This window comes from Streptomyces sp. NPDC033845 (assembly GCF_055576225.1).
The window spans coordinates 57601-76469 of sequence record NZ_JBVIRI010000018.1 but is presented as its reverse complement, the minus strand read 5'-3'; the positions used below and the strand labels follow the sequence as shown (position 1 = coordinate 76469).

General features: G+C 68.8%; 8 protein-coding genes and 2 pseudogenes. 7 read left to right on the top strand and 3 right to left on the bottom strand.

Features of this window, described 5'->3' with window-relative positions; all coding sequences use genetic code 11:
* The first annotated feature begins 111 nt into the window (after positions 1-111).
* Positions 112-1185 carry a LuxR C-terminal-related transcriptional regulator gene (locus ACZ50K_RS29860; protein WP_468908571.1) on the top strand — a complete coding sequence of 358 codons (1074 nt, stop codon included), beginning with the start codon at positions 112-114 and terminating at the stop codon, positions 1183-1185.
* Between the two features lie 55 nt (positions 1186-1240).
* Here ACZ50K_RS29860 and ACZ50K_RS29855 read toward each other — a convergent pair whose 3' ends face one another.
* Positions 1241-2167, bottom strand: coding sequence for a LysR family transcriptional regulator (locus ACZ50K_RS29855; RefSeq protein WP_468908569.1), 927 nt, complete (start codon positions 2165-2167; stop codon positions 1241-1243).
* Between the two features lie 99 nt (positions 2168-2266).
* Here ACZ50K_RS29855 and ACZ50K_RS29850 point away from each other — a divergent pair, with 99 nt between their 5' ends.
* The 6 genes and pseudogenes from ACZ50K_RS29850 to ACZ50K_RS29825 all read left to right on the top strand — a co-directional run bounded on the left by ACZ50K_RS29850 (position 2267) and on the right by ACZ50K_RS29825 (position 10503).
* The gene (locus tag ACZ50K_RS29850) at positions 2267-3574 is read left to right on the top strand and encodes an MFS transporter (protein WP_468908567.1); all 1308 of its coding nucleotides are present in this window, start codon (positions 2267-2269) and stop codon (positions 3572-3574) included.
* A gap of 198 nt (positions 3575-3772) precedes the next feature.
* A complete protein-coding gene (locus ACZ50K_RS29845) occupies positions 3773-4468 on the top strand; it encodes a L,D-transpeptidase family protein (RefSeq protein WP_468908620.1) in 696 nt (231 codons plus the stop codon).
* A 161-nt stretch (positions 4469-4629) separates the two neighbouring features.
* Positions 4630-5610: a sigma-70 family RNA polymerase sigma factor gene (locus ACZ50K_RS29840; RefSeq protein ID WP_468908565.1), complete on the top strand. Its 981-nt coding sequence runs from the start codon at positions 4630-4632 to the stop codon at positions 5608-5610.
* Between the two features lie 1270 nt (positions 5611-6880).
* A pseudogene (locus tag ACZ50K_RS29835) lies at positions 6881-8164 on the top strand (IS3 family transposase).
* Between the two features lie 800 nt (positions 8165-8964).
* Positions 8965-9192: a helix-turn-helix domain-containing protein gene (locus tag ACZ50K_RS29830; protein WP_468908618.1), complete on the top strand. Its 228-nt coding sequence runs from the start codon at positions 8965-8967 to the stop codon at positions 9190-9192.
* Positions 9192-10503: pseudogene (locus ACZ50K_RS29825) on the top strand (tyrosine-type recombinase/integrase). The gene ACZ50K_RS29830 and the pseudogene ACZ50K_RS29825 overlap by 1 nt, the downstream one beginning before the upstream one ends.
* A gap of 135 nt (positions 10504-10638) precedes the next feature.
* Here the strand turns inward: ACZ50K_RS29825 and ACZ50K_RS29820 are convergent.
* Positions 10639-11247: a hypothetical protein gene (locus ACZ50K_RS29820; RefSeq protein ID WP_468908563.1), complete on the bottom strand. Its 609-nt coding sequence runs from the start codon at positions 11245-11247 to the stop codon at positions 10639-10641.
* On the bottom strand, positions 11248-18741 hold the full coding sequence (locus tag ACZ50K_RS29815; protein ID WP_468908562.1) for a ricin-type beta-trefoil lectin domain protein: 7494 nt from the start codon (positions 18739-18741) through the stop codon (positions 11248-11250).
* Positions 18742-18869 lie beyond the last annotated feature (128 nt).

Below are 18869 nucleotides of genomic sequence, written 5' to 3'. Positions count from 1 at the left end.
CCCACCCTGCCTGTTCGGCATATGCCCGTGGCGTCCGGACGGGCGACGGGTTGCCGCCTTGCGGGAACACGAGGGGTTTATGAACAGGTGCATCCCGGGACGAATACGCACATGTCCGCTCAGGATCACGTCAACGGCACCGGCCGGCTGAGCCCGGCCGCCCGTCGGCTCTACACGTACGCCGTGGAGCGGCACTCCTTCGCCGCCCGCGAGGCCACCGAGGTGCTCGGCGCCCGGGCCTCGGCCGCGATCACCGAACTGGCCGCCGCCCATCTGCTCCAGCGGGCCGCCGACGGCAGCCAGGACCGCTGGACGGCGGTCGCGCCCCGGGCGGCGGTCTCCCGGGCGCTGGCCCCACTGGCCCTGCGGGTGCGGGAGACCCATGACGAGATGGACCGGCTACGGGAACGGCTGGAGGCGCTGGTCCCGGCGTACGAGGCGGCGGCCGTGCAGCGCGGCCGGACCGCCTCGGGCGGGCTGGAGCTGGTCACCGACCTGGGCGCGGTACGGGGGCTGATCGCCGAGCTGGTGGCCTCCTGCGAGCAGGAGCTGCTGACCTCCCAGCCGGGCGGCGGGCGCCCGCAGGAGACCCTGGAGGAGGCGGTGGGGCGGGACGAGTCGCTGCTGTCCCGCGGGGTGCGGATGCGGACGATCTACCAGCACACCGCCCGCTACTCCCGGCCGACGGCCGCCTACGTGGAGCGGGTGACGGCGCTGGGCGCGCAGGTCCGCACGCTGGGCGACGGGCTGATGCGGATGCTGGTCTTCGACCGGCACACCGGGCTGATGGCGGTGCGGGGGGTGGCCGGCGGGGCGCTGGTGGTGCGCGAGCCGAACGTCGTGGACTTCATGGCCGAGGTCTTCGAGCGGTCCTGGCTGGCCGCCGACCCGTTCGCCACGACCACCGGGCCGGACCAGGCGCGCTCGCTGTCGGAGGAACTCCGGCAGACCATCGTCCGGATGCTGTCGGAGGGGCTGGAGGACAAGGTGATCGCGCGCCGGCTGGGCATGTCGGAGCGGACCTGTCAGCGGCACATCGCGGAGATCATGCGGGCGGTGGGCGCCAAGTCCCGCTTCCAGGCGGGATATCTGGTGGCCTGCGCGCTGGCGGCGCCAACGGGTTCGCCGGGTACGCCGGGTTCGGCGGGTTCGGCGGGTTCGGCGGGGCCGGGCCTGGACGCGTAGGGGCGTACTGGCGTACGGGCGTTCGGCCTGCGCGGAGCAGGGCGTACGGGCGCGGCTACAGCTCCGGGATCAGGCGGCCCCGGCGGGACAGCAGGAAGCGTTTGAAGGCCGCCACCGGCGGGGTGTCCGGGTGGCCGTCCAGCCAGGCCACCCCGATCTCGCGGACGGCCCGCGGGGCGGTGACGTTCAGCTCGACCACCCCGGGGCGGGCCACCGCGGGCGGCGGCAGCAGGGCCACCCCCAGTCCGGCCGCGACCAGCCCGCGCAGGGTCTCCGCCTCCTCCCCCTCGAAGGCCACCCGGGGCGTGAACCCGGCCTCGGCGCACAGGTCGTCGGTGATCCGGCGCAGTCCGTAGCCCGGTTCGAGGGTGACGAAGGTTTCCTCGGCGGCCTCGGCCAGCCGGATCCGCTTGCGGACCGCCAGCCGGTGGTCCTCCGGCACCACCAGCCGCAGCCGCTGTTCGTCCAGCCGCCGGGCGACCAGATCGGGGGCGTCCGGCACCGGTGAGGTCAGGCAGAGGTCCAGTTCGCCGGCCCGCAGCCGTTCCAGCATCGCCTCGCCGTAGTTCTGGACCAGGGAGAAGCGGACCCCGGGGTGGTCCACCCGGAAGCCGCGGATCAGTTCGGGCACCGTCTCCGAGCCCATGGTGTGCAGGAAGCCGAAGGCGACCTTGCCGACGGCCGGATCGGCGTCCGCCTGGACGGACTCGGCGGCCCGGCCGATCTCGGCGAGGGCCCGTTCGGCGGAGGCGAGGAAGGCACGGCCGGCCGTGGTGAGGGCCACCGTACGGCCGATCCGGGCGAACAGCGCGACGCCCAGGTCCTGTTCGAGGCGGACCACGGCCCGGGACAGGGTGGGCTGCGGAATCCCCAGCTCCTGGGCGGCCCGGGTGACGTGCTCGTGCTTGGCGACCGTCACGAACCAGCTGAGCCGGGGGGCCAGCAGATGGGTCACGCGCATGTCTTCTTCGTAACGACTCATCGACAGGCACCCCTGTGAGCTCTGCTGATGCACCACCGCATCGATTCCGGCAATTCTATGCATTGGACGCATGAAGCGGGCAGTCCTACGGTCGCAGGTATGACTCCCGCCCATCACGGGGCGTCCAGCATTGTGGCCGCCTCCGCCGCGCCGTTCCGTCGACGCCGTCACACCACCGACACCCCGGCGGACGACGCCGACCGTGTGCCGCACTCCCCCGGCACCCCCGGCTACCGCCGGATCAGCCTCGCCCTGTTCGCCGCCGGGCTGGCGACCTTCGCCCTCCTCTACTCCACCCAGGCCCTGCTGCCGGCGATCTCCACCGGCTTCGGGGCGTCGGCCGGTGCGGCCTCCTGGACCGTGTCCGCGGCCACCGCCGCGCTGGCCGTGTTCGTGCTGCCGCTGAGCGCCCTGTCCGAGCGGTTCGGGCGGACCCGGCTGATGGTCTGGTCGATGGCCGTGGCCGTGGTGATCGGACTGCTGGTGCCGTTCGCGCCCAACCTGGAGTGGCTGATCGTGCTGCGCGCGGTGCAGGGCGCGGCGATCGCGGGCGTCCCGGCCTCGGCCATGGCCTATCTGGCGGAGGAGGTCAGGCCCAAGGCCCTCGTCGGAGCCATCGGACTCTTCGTGGCGGGCAACTCCATCGGCGGGATGAGCGGCCGGCTCGTGACCGGCTGGGCGGCCCAGCTGTGGGGCTGGCGGGCCGGACTGCTGGCGGTCGGCGTGCTCTCGCTGGCCTGCGCGGCGGTCTTCCTGGCGCTGCTGCCCCGGGCCCGGTTCTTCCGCCCGGCCCCGCTGAATCCGGGCGCGGTGGGCCGTACCGTCGCCGGGCACCTGAAGGACCCGCTGCTGCTGCGGCTGTACGGCATCGGCGCGCTGTTCATGACCGTGTTCGGCGCGGTCTACACCGTGATCGGGTACCGGCTGAGCGAGGAGCCGTTCGGCCTCGCCCAGGGCCTGGTCGGCTCGGTGTTCCTCGTCTATCTGGTCGGTACGGCCTCCTCGGCGGCGGCCGGCCGGCTGGTGGCCCGGCTCGGTCGGCGCGGGGCCCTCTACCTGGCCGTCACCACCACCGCGCTGGGCCTGCTGCTGACCCTGCCGGACGCGCTCGGCACCGTACTGCTCGGCCTGGTGCTGATCACCGCCGGGTTCTTCGCCGGGCACGCGGTCGCCTCCTCCTCGGTCAGCCGGACCGCCCGGACCGGCCGGGCGCAGGCCTCCGCGCTCTACCAGTCCGCGTACTACCTGGGCTCCAGCGCGGGCGGCACCCTGGGCGCGCTGGCCTGGCACGCCGACGGCTGGGCGGGCACGGTGGCGCTGGGGCTGGCGGCCGTCCTCGGGGTGGTTTCGATCACCCTCTACGGGTCGAGGGTGGCCCGGGCGGAGCGCCGGGTGCCCGCCGCCTGAGAGCGGCTCCGGGGTGGCGTCCGGACGGCGCGGGAGCGGTCGCATGACCGTCGCGTAACAGAACGGGATCGTTCGGGGCCCGGGCGCAACCACGCCCGGGCCCCGGCGCGTCAAACGGGCCGACAGCACGGAACCCGGGGGGATCCGGGTGAAGGGGGCATGACGATGAAGATGAACGTGCGGGCGGGCATACGCGCGATGGGCGGCGCCCGGCGCCGGGTCGCGGTGGTCGGCGGGGCGCTGGCGCTGGCGGCACCGCTGGTGGCGGTCGGGGGCGGCACGGCCCAGGCGGCGGGCTCCTGCAACGTGACCACGGGCCCGTACCAGAAGCAGGTGGAGAAGTTCCTCGGCCGGCCGGTGGACGGCAAGCAGTCGGCGGCCGACTGCCAGGCGATCAAGGCCTTCCAGGCCAAGCACGGGATCACCCCGACGCAGGGCTACGCCGGGCCGCTGACCTGGCAGACGATGAACACCATGCTGGCGCAGAAGGCCGCGGGCAAGACCCCCAACAAGGCCGGCAAGTGTCCGGTCAACAAGGGGCGCATCGCGTGCGTGGACCTGACCCGGCAGCTCAGCTGGATCCAGGACGGCAGCAAGCTGGTCTACGGGCCGGTGCCGGTGCGGACCGGCAAGGACGGCACCGAGACCCGGACCGGCCTGAACAAGATCTACTACCGCAGCATCAACCACTGGTCGACGATCTACCACGTGTCGATGCCTTACTCGCAGTTCTTCGACGGCGGGATCGCCTTCCACTCGGTGAACAAGAGCATGTGGAACCCGCCGGGTTCGGCGGGCTGCGTGAACATGACCACGGCCGACGCCAAGGCGTACTGGAACCGGCTGAAGAACGGCGACGACGTCTTCGTGTACGGCCGCAAGCCGGGCACCTGACCGGCCCGGCCGGACTGCCGGATCGGCCCGCCCGGGCTGTCCCATCGGACTGACCGGGCGGGCCGATCCGGCTTTCCGGCTGCCGTTGTCAGTCCCCTGGAGTAGCTTCCGAGGTATCGGACGGACCGGCCGGACCGGCCAGGGGACTGGGGACCAGGCACATGAGCGACCTCGCGACGACACAGCCGGAGCTCGACTCCGCGATGGACCGGTACCGGGTCGAGCTGACCGGCTACTGCTACCGGATGCTCGGCTCGTCCTTCGACGCGGAGGACGCCGTGCAGGACACGTACATCCGGGCCTGGCGCAGCTTCGACCGGTTCGAGGGGCGCTCCTCGATCCGGTCGTGGCTGTACCGGATCGCCACCAACGTCTGTCTGGACCTGCTGAAGGCGGGCGGCAGGCGGGCCCGCCCGATGGACCTCACCGCCCCGCAGACCCAGGCCTCCGCGGTGCTCAACACGCGGTCCGAGGTGACCTGGCTGGAGCCGGTCCCGGACGGCCGGGTGCTGCCGCAGACCGCCGATCCGGCGGAGGCGGCGCTGGCCCGGGAATCGGTGCGGCTGGCCTTCGTCGCCGCCCTCCAGCACCTGCCGGCCAAGCAGCGGGCGGTGCTGATCCTCCGCGAGGTGCTGGCCTGGAAGGCCGACGAGGTCGCCGAGCTCCTCGACACCACCACCGCCTCGGTGAACAGCGCCCTCCAGCGGGCCCGCGCCACCATGGCCGCGCAGCCGCCGAAGGACAGCGCCCCCGCCGATCCGCTGGACCCCTCCCAGACCGACCTGCTGAACCGCTATCTGACGGCCTTCGAGGCGTACGACATCAGCTCGCTGACCGCCCTGCTGCACGAGGACGCGGTGCTGTCGATGCCGCCGTTCGACCTGTGGCTCCAGGGCCCGGCCGACATCGCGGCCTGGCACCTCGACCAGGGCATCGGCTGCAAGGGCTCCCGGCTGGTCCCCACCACGGCCAACGGCCTGCCGGCCTTCGGCCAGTACCGCCCCGCCGAGGACGGCCGGGGCCACACCCCCTGGGCCCTCCAGGTCCTGGAGATCTCAGACGGCCGCATCACCGGCCTCAACGCCTTCCTGGACACCTCCCGCTGGTTCCCCCTCTTCGACCTCCCGCCCCGCCTGCCGTAGCCGGCCGGGCGGCGGGAGCCCTTCGGCCAGCAGGCCGACCGGGCCGGCCAGCCCGGACACCTCCAGCAGCCCCCGCAAGGGCCCGTCGGCACACACCGAGAACGGCACCCCCAGCCGCCGGGCCCCCAGCGCGAGCCGCGCCACCACCCCCACCGTGCCCAGCCCGGCCCCGGCGATCCCCCGCGCATCGCAGAGGACGCCCCCACCCGGCGGCCCGTCCCGACAGAGCACCTCCAGCCGCCCGAGCAGCACATCGACATCCGGCTCGGCCCCACCCAGGGCCAGAATTCTCGTCTCCACACAACGAAGACCCCCACCCCACCCGAAACTCATCGCACGAGACCTCGGTCCACTTGAGCGAGCTCGGCAGATCTCAGGTCCCAGACCGAACACGAACGCGCCCACGGCCCGAGGCGGACCGGAAAGTTCACTGCGGATCCACCGCTGCGGTCACACCTCGGCGGCAGCAGTCGAAGACGGCATCCGGTTTGAATCCAAGAAGGGCAAGGCCCGGCCGGACCAGCTCCCTCACATGCGCCGCCCTCCGGACAGGATCGCAACCCACTGAGCCGCCGCAAATATCACCATCCCTGATGCGGACCACAATCTTCAGCTGGAGAGGGTTCCATCCCACTGGACCGCAGGACTACGAGAAGCCAATCCCCCCATCACCCGCACGATCTCTCGCCCCCGCACTTTGCGCATTCCGAACATAGCCCAAGGACTGACGTCCAAACTCATCCAAACTGCTCGATTGTTGCGATCCATCAAAACCAGGATACAGCGAATATCCGAAGACCTCAGGTACACGTCAGGCACTGGAATGAGGTAGCACTGCCCATAGTCGCCTTTTCGTTCCACAAGCCAAGCACGGTTCCCCTTGTGCGCAAGACCTTTCACAACAGAACTCTCCATGAGGCGATCAGCGGATTCGAGGGAGATCCGCCGCACGTGACGGCCTACCAGACCGGCCGCCAACCTCCGCACACGCGGGCGCCTCACTGGCCCCACCCCCGAATGTAAATTGGGGTGTCCCATGAGATGGAACTCGTAGATTTCGAGGCGCGGAAAATGAATTCCGCCATCCGATGGTTACCTTCCATCATTTGCCCGCCACCTCCGATAGTCACGAAAGTTCGATTCTCATCATCGGGAGCAAAAGAGGAGCGCAGCAGATCTTTATCACTGTCTCAGTCCCCGAGGAACCACAGGTTGAACCATTCTGACTTCTCTGCCGCTCCGTTGTGAGCTATAAGGGACGATGGGTCTCGTGCCCAAGAAGATTGATGCAGCCCTTCGTAGCCAAGCTGTGCGTCTGGTGACAGAGCATCGTGCGGAGTACTCGTCCGAGCGGGCCCTGCACATCCAGGTCGCTGAATCCCTCGGTGTGTCCCGGGAGTCGGTGCGGCGGTGGGTGATGCAGTACGAGGTCGACGGCGGCCAGGCGGCGGGTGTGAGCACGGACGAGCGGGAAGAACTTCGCAGGCTGCGAGCGGAGAACAAGCGCCTGCGCGAGGTCAACGAAGTGCTCAAGTCGGCGACGATTTTCTTCGCGGGGGAGCTCGACCCCCCAAACCGCTAATTGTGGCCTTCACCGATCAGATGCGGGCCACCGGCTATGCCGTCGAGTCGATCCTTACCGCCCTGGAACAGGCCGGTCTGAAGATCGCGGCACGAACCTTGCGAGCCTGGTGTGCCCCAGCCGGCCCGTCCAATGTGGCCGCGGCCAGAACCGTGACCGACGCCCTGGTGGAGGACGCGGTCCGCGCGATGGCCTTCACCACCAGCGCGGCCGGCGAGCGTGTGCTGGCCCCCGAGGGGCTTTATGGCCGACGCAAAATGCTGGCTCTCGTCCGCCGCACGCTCCTGCCCGAGGCCGGCTTCGGTGCCGTCGACCGTGCCATGCGCTCGCTCGATCTCAACGGTGTGGTCCGCGGGCGAAGACCCAGAACCACGATCCCCAACCCTGCCGACGCGAGGGCCCCGGACCTGCTGGACCGCGACTTCACGGCCCCGGCACCGAACCGGAAATGGATCACCGACTTCACCTACGTCCACACGTATCAGTCGTTCACCTACGTCGCGTTCATCGTCGACTGCTTCTCCCAGAAGATCGTGAGCTGGCACGCCTCAGTCAGGCGGGACGTGGAGCTGGTCGATGTCCCGCTTCGGATGGCCTTGTGGCGCCGCACCCACGAAGGCAACCCCGTGAGGCGCGACCAGCTCATTCACCACTCGGATGCCGGGTCGCAATATACGAGTGTGCGCTTCACCGAACACCTGAGCATCGAGGGCATCCGCCCCTCGATCGGCAGCGTCGGAGACGCGTATGACAATGCCTTGATGGAGACGATCAACGGTCTCTACAAGGCGGAGTGCATACGGACCAAGGTATTCCACGACGGTCCCTGGGACGGTCTCTGACGTCGAGTACGCCACCGCCTCGTGGGTCGAGTGGTACAACAACCGCCGGCTGCACGGAAGTCTCGGCATGATCAGCCCTACAGAGTTCGAGGCAGCCCACTACGCTGACACAGAACCACGAGCCGACTGATCACCGGCCAACAAACCACCGGCAGAAAAGTCGGAACGGTTCAGGTAAAGGTGCTGCCTGTCGAGAACCGTCTAGCCCAGGTCCAGAAGCTCACGCGCGAGCGCATCGGTGACTATGCCTGCCGGCAGGCACGGTACTTCCGCCAACAGGGTGACTACCTGGCGGCTGTTGAAAACAGTGTCCGTATACGGCACCAGATGCCCCAGCATCCGTCAGACGGCTATGCGCCTGCCGTCAGCGGGACTGGAGCCGTCAAGCGCGTTCAGCACCCTTCGGCCATACGAAGGACTGGGGTGGCGCCACCAAAGCCGCGAGAATTTCCCCGATGCTCTCGTCAGTAAGAGCGATCAAGCTCCACCCACCCCCTCGGACGGTGAATAGACCAACCGGAGGGCCATCCTCGTCGAGAACTGCAAAGAAATCATGCCACCCAAATCTATTCTTTCGAAATTCATCCAACGTGCAGTACCGGTCTCGATACGTACCTCGAAGTGTGGCCCTCGACCCAACTCCAACACCGATCAATTCGGATGCATCTTCAAGGATTTCCGGCACAACGTGAGGCGGCAACAAAACCAACGACTGACACTTTGCGGTCTGAAGCAGCCCCACAATCTCCAAAGTGGACACTTCTTGCAAACTCGCCAAGTCGCCTCCCTTTAGAACCCTGGTGGGCGGCACCGCAGGTGCCGCCCACCAGGGCTTACTTACTCGAACCCAAGATCTTCTAGCCGTGCGCCGGGCCGCGCCGCCCTAGATTCACCCCGCATGACACCTTGAATGATCACTTCAGCCTCGCGATGACCTCGTACTCACCCACCGCGCCCCACCCGCCGCCGAGTGCGTCTCAGGAGCTGCTGACCGTGCCTCAGGTCATGGCCCGCCTCCAGCTCGGCCGTTCAGCCGTCTACGACCTGCTCCGCACCCGCCAGCTCGCCTCGATCACCCTCGGGCGCGCCCGACGCATCCCCGCCCACGCGCTCGCCGACTTCACCCGCACTCGCCTCGACCAGGAAGCCGCCGCCTGATGACCACGCCCCGAGACAGCGTCCCCTCCCGCCGCGTGCGGGCCAACGGCGACGGAACCGTCTACCAGCGCAAGGACGGCCGCTGGGAAGCCGCCGGATACGTCCTCGCCACCGGCAACACCCGCAAGCGCATCCGCTTCTACGGCACCATGCGCAGAGACGCCCTGGCCAAGCTCACCGAGAAGATCGCCGCCAGCAACCGCGGACTCCCCATCCCCTCCGCGCAGGGCAGTCTGGCCGCGTACCTGACGTACTGGCTGGAGAACGTCGCCGTCCACCACCTCCGCGAGAACACCCACACCCGCTACACCACCTGCGCCAACCGCTACCTCATCCCCGGCCTGGGTAAAAAGAAGCTCACCAAGCTCACCGCCAAAGACGTCCGCACCTGGCTCAACCAGGTCCGCACCACCTGCCAGTGCTGCGCCCGCAACATCGATGCCGGCCGTGATCAGCCCCGTTGCTGCGCCGCCAGAGCGTGCTGCTCCAAGCGGTTCTCCCCGCTGACGCTGGCGTACATCCACTCCGTCCTCAAGTCCGCCCTGGAGCACGCCGTCCGTGAGGAGGAGATCACGCGCAATGTTGCCCGCAACGTCCGTACGGGTACGCCCCGCCCCCGTCGGTTCGAACCGCTCACGGCAGATGAAGCCCGCCAGTTCCTCGCTGCTGTCCGCGATGACCGCCTGTTCGCTCTGTACGAACTCGCCCTCCGCACCGGACTCCGCAAGGGCGAACTCCTCGGCCTCCAGTGGGAAGACCTCGACCTCCAGACCGGCACTGCGAGCATCCGCCGCACCCTCCAGCGCACCCAGACCGGCGGGCTGACCGCCCTGCCTACCAAGACCCGCGCTTCCGAACGGCGCATCGCCCTCCCCAGCGAGTGCATCCACTCATTCAAGGAACGAACACCGCGAGGTACAGGAACGAGAACGAGAGGCGGCAGCGGGGCGTTGGAGGGACAACAGCCTCGTCTTCAGCACGCCGGCAGGAGGGCCGATCGATCCAGCGAACCTCAATCGCAGCTTCCGCGCCCTCCTCGATCGGGCAGGGCTCCGCCGCATCCGCTTCCACGACCTACGACATTCCACCGCCACCCTCCTCCTGGTGCAGGGGGTCGAACTCGTCGTGATCAAGGAACTCCTCGGCCACGCCCACATCGGCGTCACCGCCACCGTCTACGCCCACGTCCGACTCCGCCTCCAGCGCGACGCCATCGACCTCCTCGGCCGCACGCTCCACACCCAGACCGGGACCTCCAACCAGCCCGACGACTGCCATGACCGCTTGCCGTACACAGCACCTGTCCGCTGACGTTGCCGGCAACTACTGCCGTCAAACACAGATGTGCCCCACCGACAACCATGTCGGTGGGGCACATCTGTCTATTTCGAGAACGGCCAGGCAACCCGAAGAATCAGGGCAGCCATGCGGCTGGCACGGGTAGGACTACAGTCGGTCCCGAATTTCTAGCCAGGCGTCAATATTGCGACTGGTCTCTTTGCTCGCCACCGCGGACGATACCCACGGAAGGGCTGACAAGATTAGTTCGATCTCTTGCAGTGCGGAGAATCTGACATCCACCTCGCTGCTCACAGGGAACTTGCTTCCGACGGGTGCATAGAAGTCGTCGCCGGCGGCCAGGTACTCCGCCTTCCTGGTTTCGGATGCCGCAATTGCACGTTCACGCGATAGCGGCATTCGATTAAGCGCCAATTCGGCGGCTCCGTCCGGCGTCAAGAGTTCAGGCAGGCCGACGACCGGTGGGTCGAATCGCAGCGCGATGGCCGCGAGTCGGAGAACCCAGTACGCCCCCATAGGCGGCCTGATTCCTCCAATGTCGACCGCCAGCCTGACGACCTCCACGCTGAGCTCAAAGTCGCCTCTACGTCGGCTTGCGGCCACATCCCTCAGGGGGCTTACGCTGGTCTCCAGCGATTCGAAAACCGCCAACCACCATTGCGGGAAGCTCCCATCAGGAAAGCGTCTGCGGATCCAGTCGGAGATGCCGTCAACTGGGATGCTCCGAATCTCCCGAAGATCAGACTCCACTCCCATTTACGGGGCCCTCCCGCCATAGTCTCTAATCACTGCCAATGGAACCCTGATCCCGGCTCCAGCGAAGGCGTCGACGCCTCGCTCGATGAACGCGGCAGCACACTGCGCACAGGGCGGCGTGTAGTGGCCCGTGAAGTTATCGAACGACGAGATCGCACCACCATTTCGGAATGTCACCTGCCCTGCGCCAATAACTGGTGCACCACCGCTGGCCACTGTGTGGTGGATGCCAGGTGCGGCTCGAACCATGTTCAAGTTTCCTGCCTCCCCAACAGTCCAGAGGAAGCTCCCACCCTCAGATGCTGCTCGCGAGAAGTCGGAAGATCCAGCAGCCATCGGGGAAATGCCAGCGAAATCAGCCTCCATCATTTCAAGCCCAAGATCGTCGGGCCTGCTATTGGAGATTGAGCCAGTTCCGCAATTGTGAACGAGCACCGGGGTGGCGCCCGCCAGCGCATAGTACGTGTGGACGTCGGCGACGGTGAGGTTGTGGACGGTGGTCTGGAGGGTGGTCCAGCGGGTTACCGCGGAGATCTGGACATGGGTGCCGGCGCTCGTCTGGAGCCACTGGCCGGGCTGGAGATCGGTGGCGTCCAGCCAGGCCTTCAGTTCGGGGACCCAGAAGGGGTGGCGGTCCGTGGCCGTGATCTTCTCGGCGGCGGTGCCGGCGCCGACGGTGATCTCGACGAGGTTCTTGACGCCTTCGCCGGTGATGGTGGCCGTGACTTCCTTGGCCGTGGTCTCGCCGGTCTGCTCGTCCGTGGCCAGAACCTTGTCACCGGGGGCGATGTCCTCGATCGCCTTTCTGGTGCCGTCGGCCATCGCGACGGCCGTTCCGGTGATGAAGCTGTTTCCGGGGCAACCGCCGCGGAGTTTGCTCACGGCTTTGGATGCGAGTTTGCCCGCGCCGACGCCGAGGACTCCGCTGGCTGCGCCGATCGCGGCGCCCTCCCCCATGTCCTTCAGGACACCGAGGACACTGTGGTCGGCGCCCGGGGTCATGGCGTTCGTGACCGCCGCACCCGCCGCGCCGGCCACCGCGCCGCAGCCGGCCGCGAGGGCGAGTCCGGCACCGCCGGTGGCGACGCCCGCCGCCGTGGCTCCGGCGACACAGGCCACGCCCACCACGATTTCCGTCGTGAAGGAGACGAACTCCACCTTGTGCTCGACGACGAACTTCTTGGCCGCCTTGGCCTTTGCCCCGAACTGGCACAGGCTCCAGCCGCTGCACTTCTTGGCCTTCTTTGAGGAGCCTCCGCTGTTCGGGCTGGCGCCGATCTGGCCGTCGCCGTTGTAGTCGTGGTCGGTGAGGGTTTCGGTGTCCTGGACGACCTTGTCCCAGGAGTCGGGCTGGCCGCCGCCCATGTGGGCGTTCATGAGACCGGTCGGGTCGGCGTTCATGACCGGGTTGCCGTTGGCGTACGTGTACCCGTTCATCTGGAGCGGGTCGGTGATGTCGATGATCGGGTCGACGCTGATGAAGCGGCCGATGGTGGGGTCGTACTCGCGGGCGCCGATGTGGGTGAGGCCCGTGGTCGAGTCGTCGACGCCGACGCCCAGGTAGGTGCGGCTGCCCGGCCAGGTGGTGGGTTCGGTGCCGCGCGGGTTGCCGTACGGGTCCGACTTGCGGCGGGTGATCGCCTGGCCCGGGCCCTGCGCCACCGAGGTGGTGGCGGTGCCCAGGCGGTCGGCCAGCAGGACCGTGAGGTTGTGGCCGATCGTCTTGCCGTAGGTGCGGCGGACCGTGGTGGCTCCGCTGGTGCCCGGGTAGTAGCGCTGGGCGTCCAGGGCCTTGCCGGCCGCGTCGACGGTGATCTCGGCGTCGCCCAGGTAGAGGGTCCGGGTGGCGCCCGTGTTCTCGATGAGGCGGTTGCCCTCGGCGTCGTAGCGGTAGGTGGTGGTGTCGGTGAACGTCCACCGCTGGTCCGGGGCGGTCGCGTCGCAGCCGGCCAGGGTCAGGTCGGTGCCGTTGGCATCGGTGGCCCCGGGGACCTCCACGCACTTGTTCGTGGACGGGTGGTGCAGGCTCTTGTCGCCCGCCCGGTGGGTGAACTTCTGGCTCGCGCTGCCGTTGCAGGTGGCGAGGGTGACCGCACCACCGGTGGAGGTGGCGCACTTGTCGAAGGCACGCAGGGTGTCGCCCGTCAGGCGCCACTGCTGGGCCTTGGTGTCATTGCAGTCGTAGAGCTGCACCGGGGTGCCGTCGGCGGTCTGCGCCGACTGCACGTCCAGGCACTTGCCCGCCAGCCCGATCACCGGGAACGAGCCGATGCCGGGGCTGTCCGCCGAGGTCAGCTTGTTGCGGCGGTCCCAGGTCAGGGTCTGGGTGTCGCCACCGATGGTCCGCCGGGTGGTGTTGCCCGCGCTGTCGTAGGCGTAGGAGGAGACCGAGGTGATGGAGGAGCCGGGCTTCTTCGTGACCTGCGTCAGCTTGCTCAGGGCGTGCGGCTGGATCAGCTGCGTCGGCTGGGTGCCGTTGTTGGTGACCTCGACGCCGTGCTCGTACGTGTAGCTGTCGTCGTAGGCCGCGTCGCCGAGGTCCTTGTCGAGGAACTGGGTGCGGTTGCCGATCTTGTCGTAGGCGTACTGGTACCAGTAGCCGTCGCCGTCCGGGCCCGCCGTCACCGTGGCCGTGGACGGGCTGGCGCAGTCCTGCTTGCCGGTCCACGCCTGGCGCAGCTGCCCGAGCGGGTCGTACATGTAGCACTGCCGGTCCACCCGGCCGCCCGGCTGGGACTCCTTGACCCCGGTGACGTTGCCGACCGGGTCGTACATGTAGTCGGTCTGCGAGATCCGGTGCGCGTCCGGGGTCTCGCGGTCCTGGTAGGTGGTGGCGACCCGGCCGGTGAGCGGGTCCCGGACGTTGGTGGTCCAGATGCGTTCAGGTGCCGCGCCGGTGACCGAGCGGACGGGTTCGCCGTAGGGGCTGTAGACCGTCTCGGCCGTGTACCAGGCGAGACCGGAGACGCTGTCCGGCAGACCCGAGCCGTTGTAGCGGGTGACCAGCCGCTCGGCGGCCAGGCCGCCGGGCGTGGAGGGCAGGGTGGTGGACTGGACCTTGCCGGTGGGCGTGTAGGTGGTGCTGTAGGAGTAGCTGCCGGACAGGCCCTTGGTGTCCGGGGTGTCCGGGATGGTGACCTTGTTGCCGGTGGGCCGGTACTCGGCGTCGTAGCCGGTGACCTCGCGGACGTACGCCTTGCCGTTCTCGTCGAAGACCGTGGAGGCGACCGGCTGCCCCTTGGCGCCGGGCAGCGAGTCGAAGGTCCAGGTCGCGGCGATCCGGCCGTCCCAGGCTTCATCGCGCAGGGCCACCTTGCGGCCGAGCACGTCGTACTTGAGGTGCTGGGCGCGCCCGGTGGAGTCGCGCGTCCAGGTGACCTGGTCGAGGTCGTCGTAGAGGTACTCGGTGCGGCCCGCGTCGGGGTCCTCCGAGGTCTTCTTGCGGCCGCGGGCGTCGTAGGTGTAGGTCCACTTGTTGCCGGCCGGGTCGGAGACGGTGGCCAGCTTGCCGCGCAGGTCGTAGGTGTACTCGGTCTTGTTGGAGGTCGTCAGGTCCAGCGCGGTGTAGTGCTCGATCCGCACCGTGCGCCCGAGCGCGTCGGTCCAGCCCTTCTTCGCCTGGCTGCTCGGCATCGGCGTGCCGGTGTCCGGGGTGATGCCCGTGCGGGTCAGGGTCCAGTCGCCCGCGTACTGGGTGGTGGTGCTGACCTCCGGGTCGCCCGCGTGGAAGGTGGTGGTCCGGACGGCCCGGCCCATGCCGTCGTAGGCGGTCTTGGTGGAGTTGGGGATCTCGTAGACGGTCTTCGGGATGAAGAGCTTGCCCTCCGGCTCGTCCTCGGCCGGATAGCTGTTGTTGGTCTGCCGGACGCCGCCGGCGGAGTTGTAGAAGGTGTCCGTGATGAGCCGGCCGCCGCCGACGCCCTCCTTCTGGACCTGGCGGGGGCGGAGCAGCCCGTCGTAGATGGTGACGGTGTCCTCGTAGGTGCCGTTGTCCCGCAGGGCGCTCTCGGTGACCACCGGAGGGTTCTGCGAGGTGATGCTGTACGAGAAGGTGTACGCCGGCTTGTCGCCGGGCTGCTGCGAGGGGGTGCGGATCGCGGCGACCCGGCCGAAGTCGTCGTACTGGGTGAGGGTCTTGCGACCGTTCGGGTCGGTGACCTCCAGCACGCTGTCGCGGCCCGGGTCGATCCTGGTCCTGGTGGTGTGGCCGGCGGCGTTGGTGACCGTGGTGCTGAAGGCCGTGCCGGTGGCCGGGGTGTAGGAGGTGGTGGTGGCGTTGCCCAGCGCGTCGTACGCCTTGGTGACGCGGCCCAGGGCGTCCAGCTCGGTGCGGGAGGTGGTGATCCAGCCGGTGCCGGTCTCGTCGTTGGAGTCGGTCTGCACCGCCATGCCCTTGGTGGGGGTGGCCCCGAAGGCGTTGGGCGCGTCGTAGGAGGTGCGCATGTCGGAGAGCAGCGGCGCGGTGGCGGCGCCGGTGCACGCTCCGGCCGTGGTCCGGACCCGCGACGGCAGCCCGATCAGGTGGGCTGCCGGGTTGTGCACGTAGGTGGTGGTCGCGCAGGTCTGGTCGGAGAGCGCGCCGGAGGCGGACACCACCTCGGTCTGCACGCTCTTCAGCAGGCCGTAGGCGGCCTCGAACTCCGAGGTCTTCCGGAGCGTGCGGGTGCCGGTGCTGGTGGTGTCGATGGTTTCCGTGCGCTTGACGGCGGTCCGGTTGGCCGTGAGCGGGATGGTGCCCGGACGCGGCCGGCTCAGGGTCTCCTCGTTCGAGGGCCAGTTCAGGATCCGCTGCTGGACCGTCGTGCCGGCCTTGCTGTAGGTGAGGGTCTCGGAGGCCATGCCGGCGTACGGGCGCAGGTCCTCGCCGAGGGTCACGGTGCCCGTGGAGTCCAGCACGTCGACCTTGGCCCGGCCCCCGTCACGGGACATGCCGCGGAAGTAGCGGGTCACCGTGTGGATCTGTTCGGTGGCGTCGGCCTGACCGGTGTTCTCCGTCACGCCCTTCTTGAGCTGGACGATGGCGTAGCCGCGCCACTGGTTGAAGGTGCGCTGTGCGGGATCGGTGAACTGGTCGGTGTCCTTGGCCCACGCGGGCAGACCCGAGTAGGTGTAGGCGCTGGTCAGCGTTTCGCCGGTGACGCCGTCCCGTTCCTCGACCCGTTCGACCACGTACTTGTTGAACCAGGTCCGCGACGGCGTCTCCACTCCTCCGTCGACGGACCAGTGGACCGGGTAGCACCGGGTCCTGTTGTCCTCCGGTTTGAGCGCGGCGATGTCGGCGGGGCCGCAGGGTGCGGAGTAGTCGACGAAGATCTCGGCACCGGTTTCGGTGCGGATGGTCTCGACCCGGGGCCGGTCGTAGCCGGGGGTCTTGTCGTTCGTGCCGGTCTTCACCCGGTTGGGCATCGGCTGGACGTTGGCGACGAACTTGACCTCCGGGAACTCCTTCCCGATGGGGCGTCCGTCCTCGTCCTTGGGTGCGCCCTGCTTGTAGGCGTAGCGGGTGATGGTGTCCAGCCACAGCGGCGGGTGGATGCCGGTGAGCTCCTTGGGGAAGGAGTGGCTGAGCGTCCACTTGTCGACCTCGGAGAGGGCGGTGGAGCCTTCGGTGCGCTGCGCGTACGTGGTGATACCGCTCAGGAGCTTCCGGCTCCAGAAGGTGGGCGAGCCGGTGTAGCAGTTGGGGTCGATCTCCTTGCAGGCCAAGGTGGTCGGGGTGTCCCACCAGATCTGCTTGTCCTCGTAGTTGCGGGAGTCGAACTTGGCGTTCGTGCACTTGGCGGGGCCTTCGAGACAGCGCTCCGCGACGCTGAAGACGACCTTCGCGGCGGGGGCGGCGTCGAGGGCGCCGGCCCGGAGGCCGTAGACGATCTCCTTCGGGTATCCGCCGCGGACGTAGGTCTCCGCCTTGCGTTCGGCGTCGGTGGCCTTGCGTGCGAACTTGCCGTTCTTGGCGTAGCGGTTGGTCTCGCGGGCCCAGTCCACGTACATGGCGTTGCCGTGGACGTCCTCGACGTAGTCGAGGTTCCAGCGCCAGGCCTGCTGGCAGGCGGAGGCGGCGAAGGTGGTGGCGTGGCAGGGCTCGTCGGGGTGGTTTCCGAAGACCGGGACGTAGAAGACGGAGTCGGTGGTGATGCCGTTGCCGATGTTGTGCCGGCCGAAGTGGTATCGGGTTCCGTCGCGGGTGGTGACCACCCAGTACTCGCCGCCGGCGGCGCCGCTGCCGACCGCGTCGGTCCTGCGCTCGATGCGGGAACCGTCCTCGTTCGCCGTCCGCCAGGTCTTGGCAGTGCCGTCGTAGACGAGTTCGGTGGTGCTGCCGCCCAGGGAGAGGACCAGGTTGTCGCCTGCCTCACCCGCCCAGCAGAGGTCCCCGGAGTTCTTGCCGGCCGCGTTGGCGTTGTTGGGCGCCTTGCCGGCGGCGTCGTCCTTCCGGTCGTCCGCGCAGCCTCGGTAGCGGCGCTCGACGAAGCCGGGGTGGTAGTCCCAGCCGTCGCCGATCCAGGAGGCCTGGCCGTTCTCCGCGGAGGTCTTGCCGTCCACCGCCTGGGAGGAATAGGAGATGGCGATCTTCGGTGAGGGTCCCGCGGGCGGGGCCGGGGTGCCGACGGGGTAGGTCCAGGAGAATCCGCCGCCGCTGCCGCCGGCGGTCCAGGTACCGGTCGCGGAGAGCGGGCTGGCCTTGAAGTTGCCGCCCGCACCGGACCCGGAGTCGGAGGCGGCGAGGAAGACGGGGGCGCCTCCGGACATCGCCGATACGCCTTGGGACGGGGCCAGGGCGGGGTCGACGGTGGCCCGTACGGTGCCCTCCGCGGGGTCGTTGACCGACGGGATGTCCTGCGGGGTGCTGCACGCCTCCAGTTCAGGGGTCTCCAGGAAGCATCCGGGGAACTGCTTGAGCTGGAGTCGGTCGGACCACTGGGTGCCGTAGAGGTCCTTGAACTTGCTGTAGTCCAGTTGCACGTCGACCGGGGTGGACCCCTGGGAGGGCGGGGTCACCTTGATGATCGCCCCGTCGACATCGGCGGCCTCGGTGGCGGCCCGGGACTCGATGCCCACGGTCCAGGTGCCCGAAGGAGCGGGCGGGGCGGGGTTGTCCGCGGAGGTCGTCGCCCTTCCGATGCTGACCGGGAGGTCGCCGGCCTTCTTCAGTCCGGTGTCGGCCGGTGACAGCGTGACGGGCGCGGAATCGGCCGCAGGCGCGTCGAGCTTGGACGGGTCGAACTCCTCCGGCAGGCCGGGTGCGCCACCGTGCAGGTGCTCGGCCTTCTCGGCGGCCGGCTCGTCCAGCGGCGCCGGCTTCTCCTTCACCAGCTCGGGCAGGCTGATGGCGTTCCGGTCCCCCGGCGGGGCCGCCCACGCCTGGGCGGGCAGCAGCGTCGTCACCAGGGCGACGGACAGGACGACCGCTGTGCGGCCCGCCAGGCGGGTGCGGGCGGACCTGGCCGTGCGGTTTCCGGGCAGCCGGAAATTGTTCGCCGAGAACGGCGACATGTGTGGACCCCCCCACGTACCTGCCGGAGCGTCTATGAGCGGCCAACGGCAGGGAACTGACAAATAGCCAGGCGATTGTGCGTGCCGCAGGCGACGAAAATCCATAGCACCCGGAGCTATGTGTCGTT

Bases quoted from the DNA above. Each gene is read 5' to 3' on its own strand.
- ACZ50K_RS29855 (WP_468908569.1), bottom strand. From the start codon at position 2,167: ATGAGTCGTTACGAAGAAGACATGCGCGTGACCCATCTGCTGGCCCCC.
- ACZ50K_RS29820 (WP_468908563.1), bottom strand. From the start codon at position 11,247: ATGGGAGTGGAGTCTGATCTTCGGGAGATTCGGAGCATCCCAGTTGAC.
- ACZ50K_RS29815 (WP_468908562.1), bottom strand. From the start codon at position 18,741: ATGTCGCCGTTCTCGGCGAACAATTTCCGGCTGCCCGGAAACCGCACG.
- ACZ50K_RS29860 (WP_468908571.1), top strand. From the start codon at position 112: ATGTCCGCTCAGGATCACGTCAACGGCACCGGCCGGCTGAGCCCGGCC.
- ACZ50K_RS29840 (WP_468908565.1), top strand. From the start codon at position 4,630: ATGAGCGACCTCGCGACGACACAGCCGGAGCTCGACTCCGCGATGGAC.
- ACZ50K_RS29830 (WP_468908618.1), top strand. From the start codon at position 8,965: ATGACCTCGTACTCACCCACCGCGCCCCACCCGCCGCCGAGTGCGTCT.
- ACZ50K_RS29850 (WP_468908567.1), top strand. From the start codon at position 2,267: ATGACTCCCGCCCATCACGGGGCGTCCAGCATTGTGGCCGCCTCCGCC.
- ACZ50K_RS29845 (WP_468908620.1), top strand. From the start codon at position 3,773: ATGGGCGGCGCCCGGCGCCGGGTCGCGGTGGTCGGCGGGGCGCTGGCG.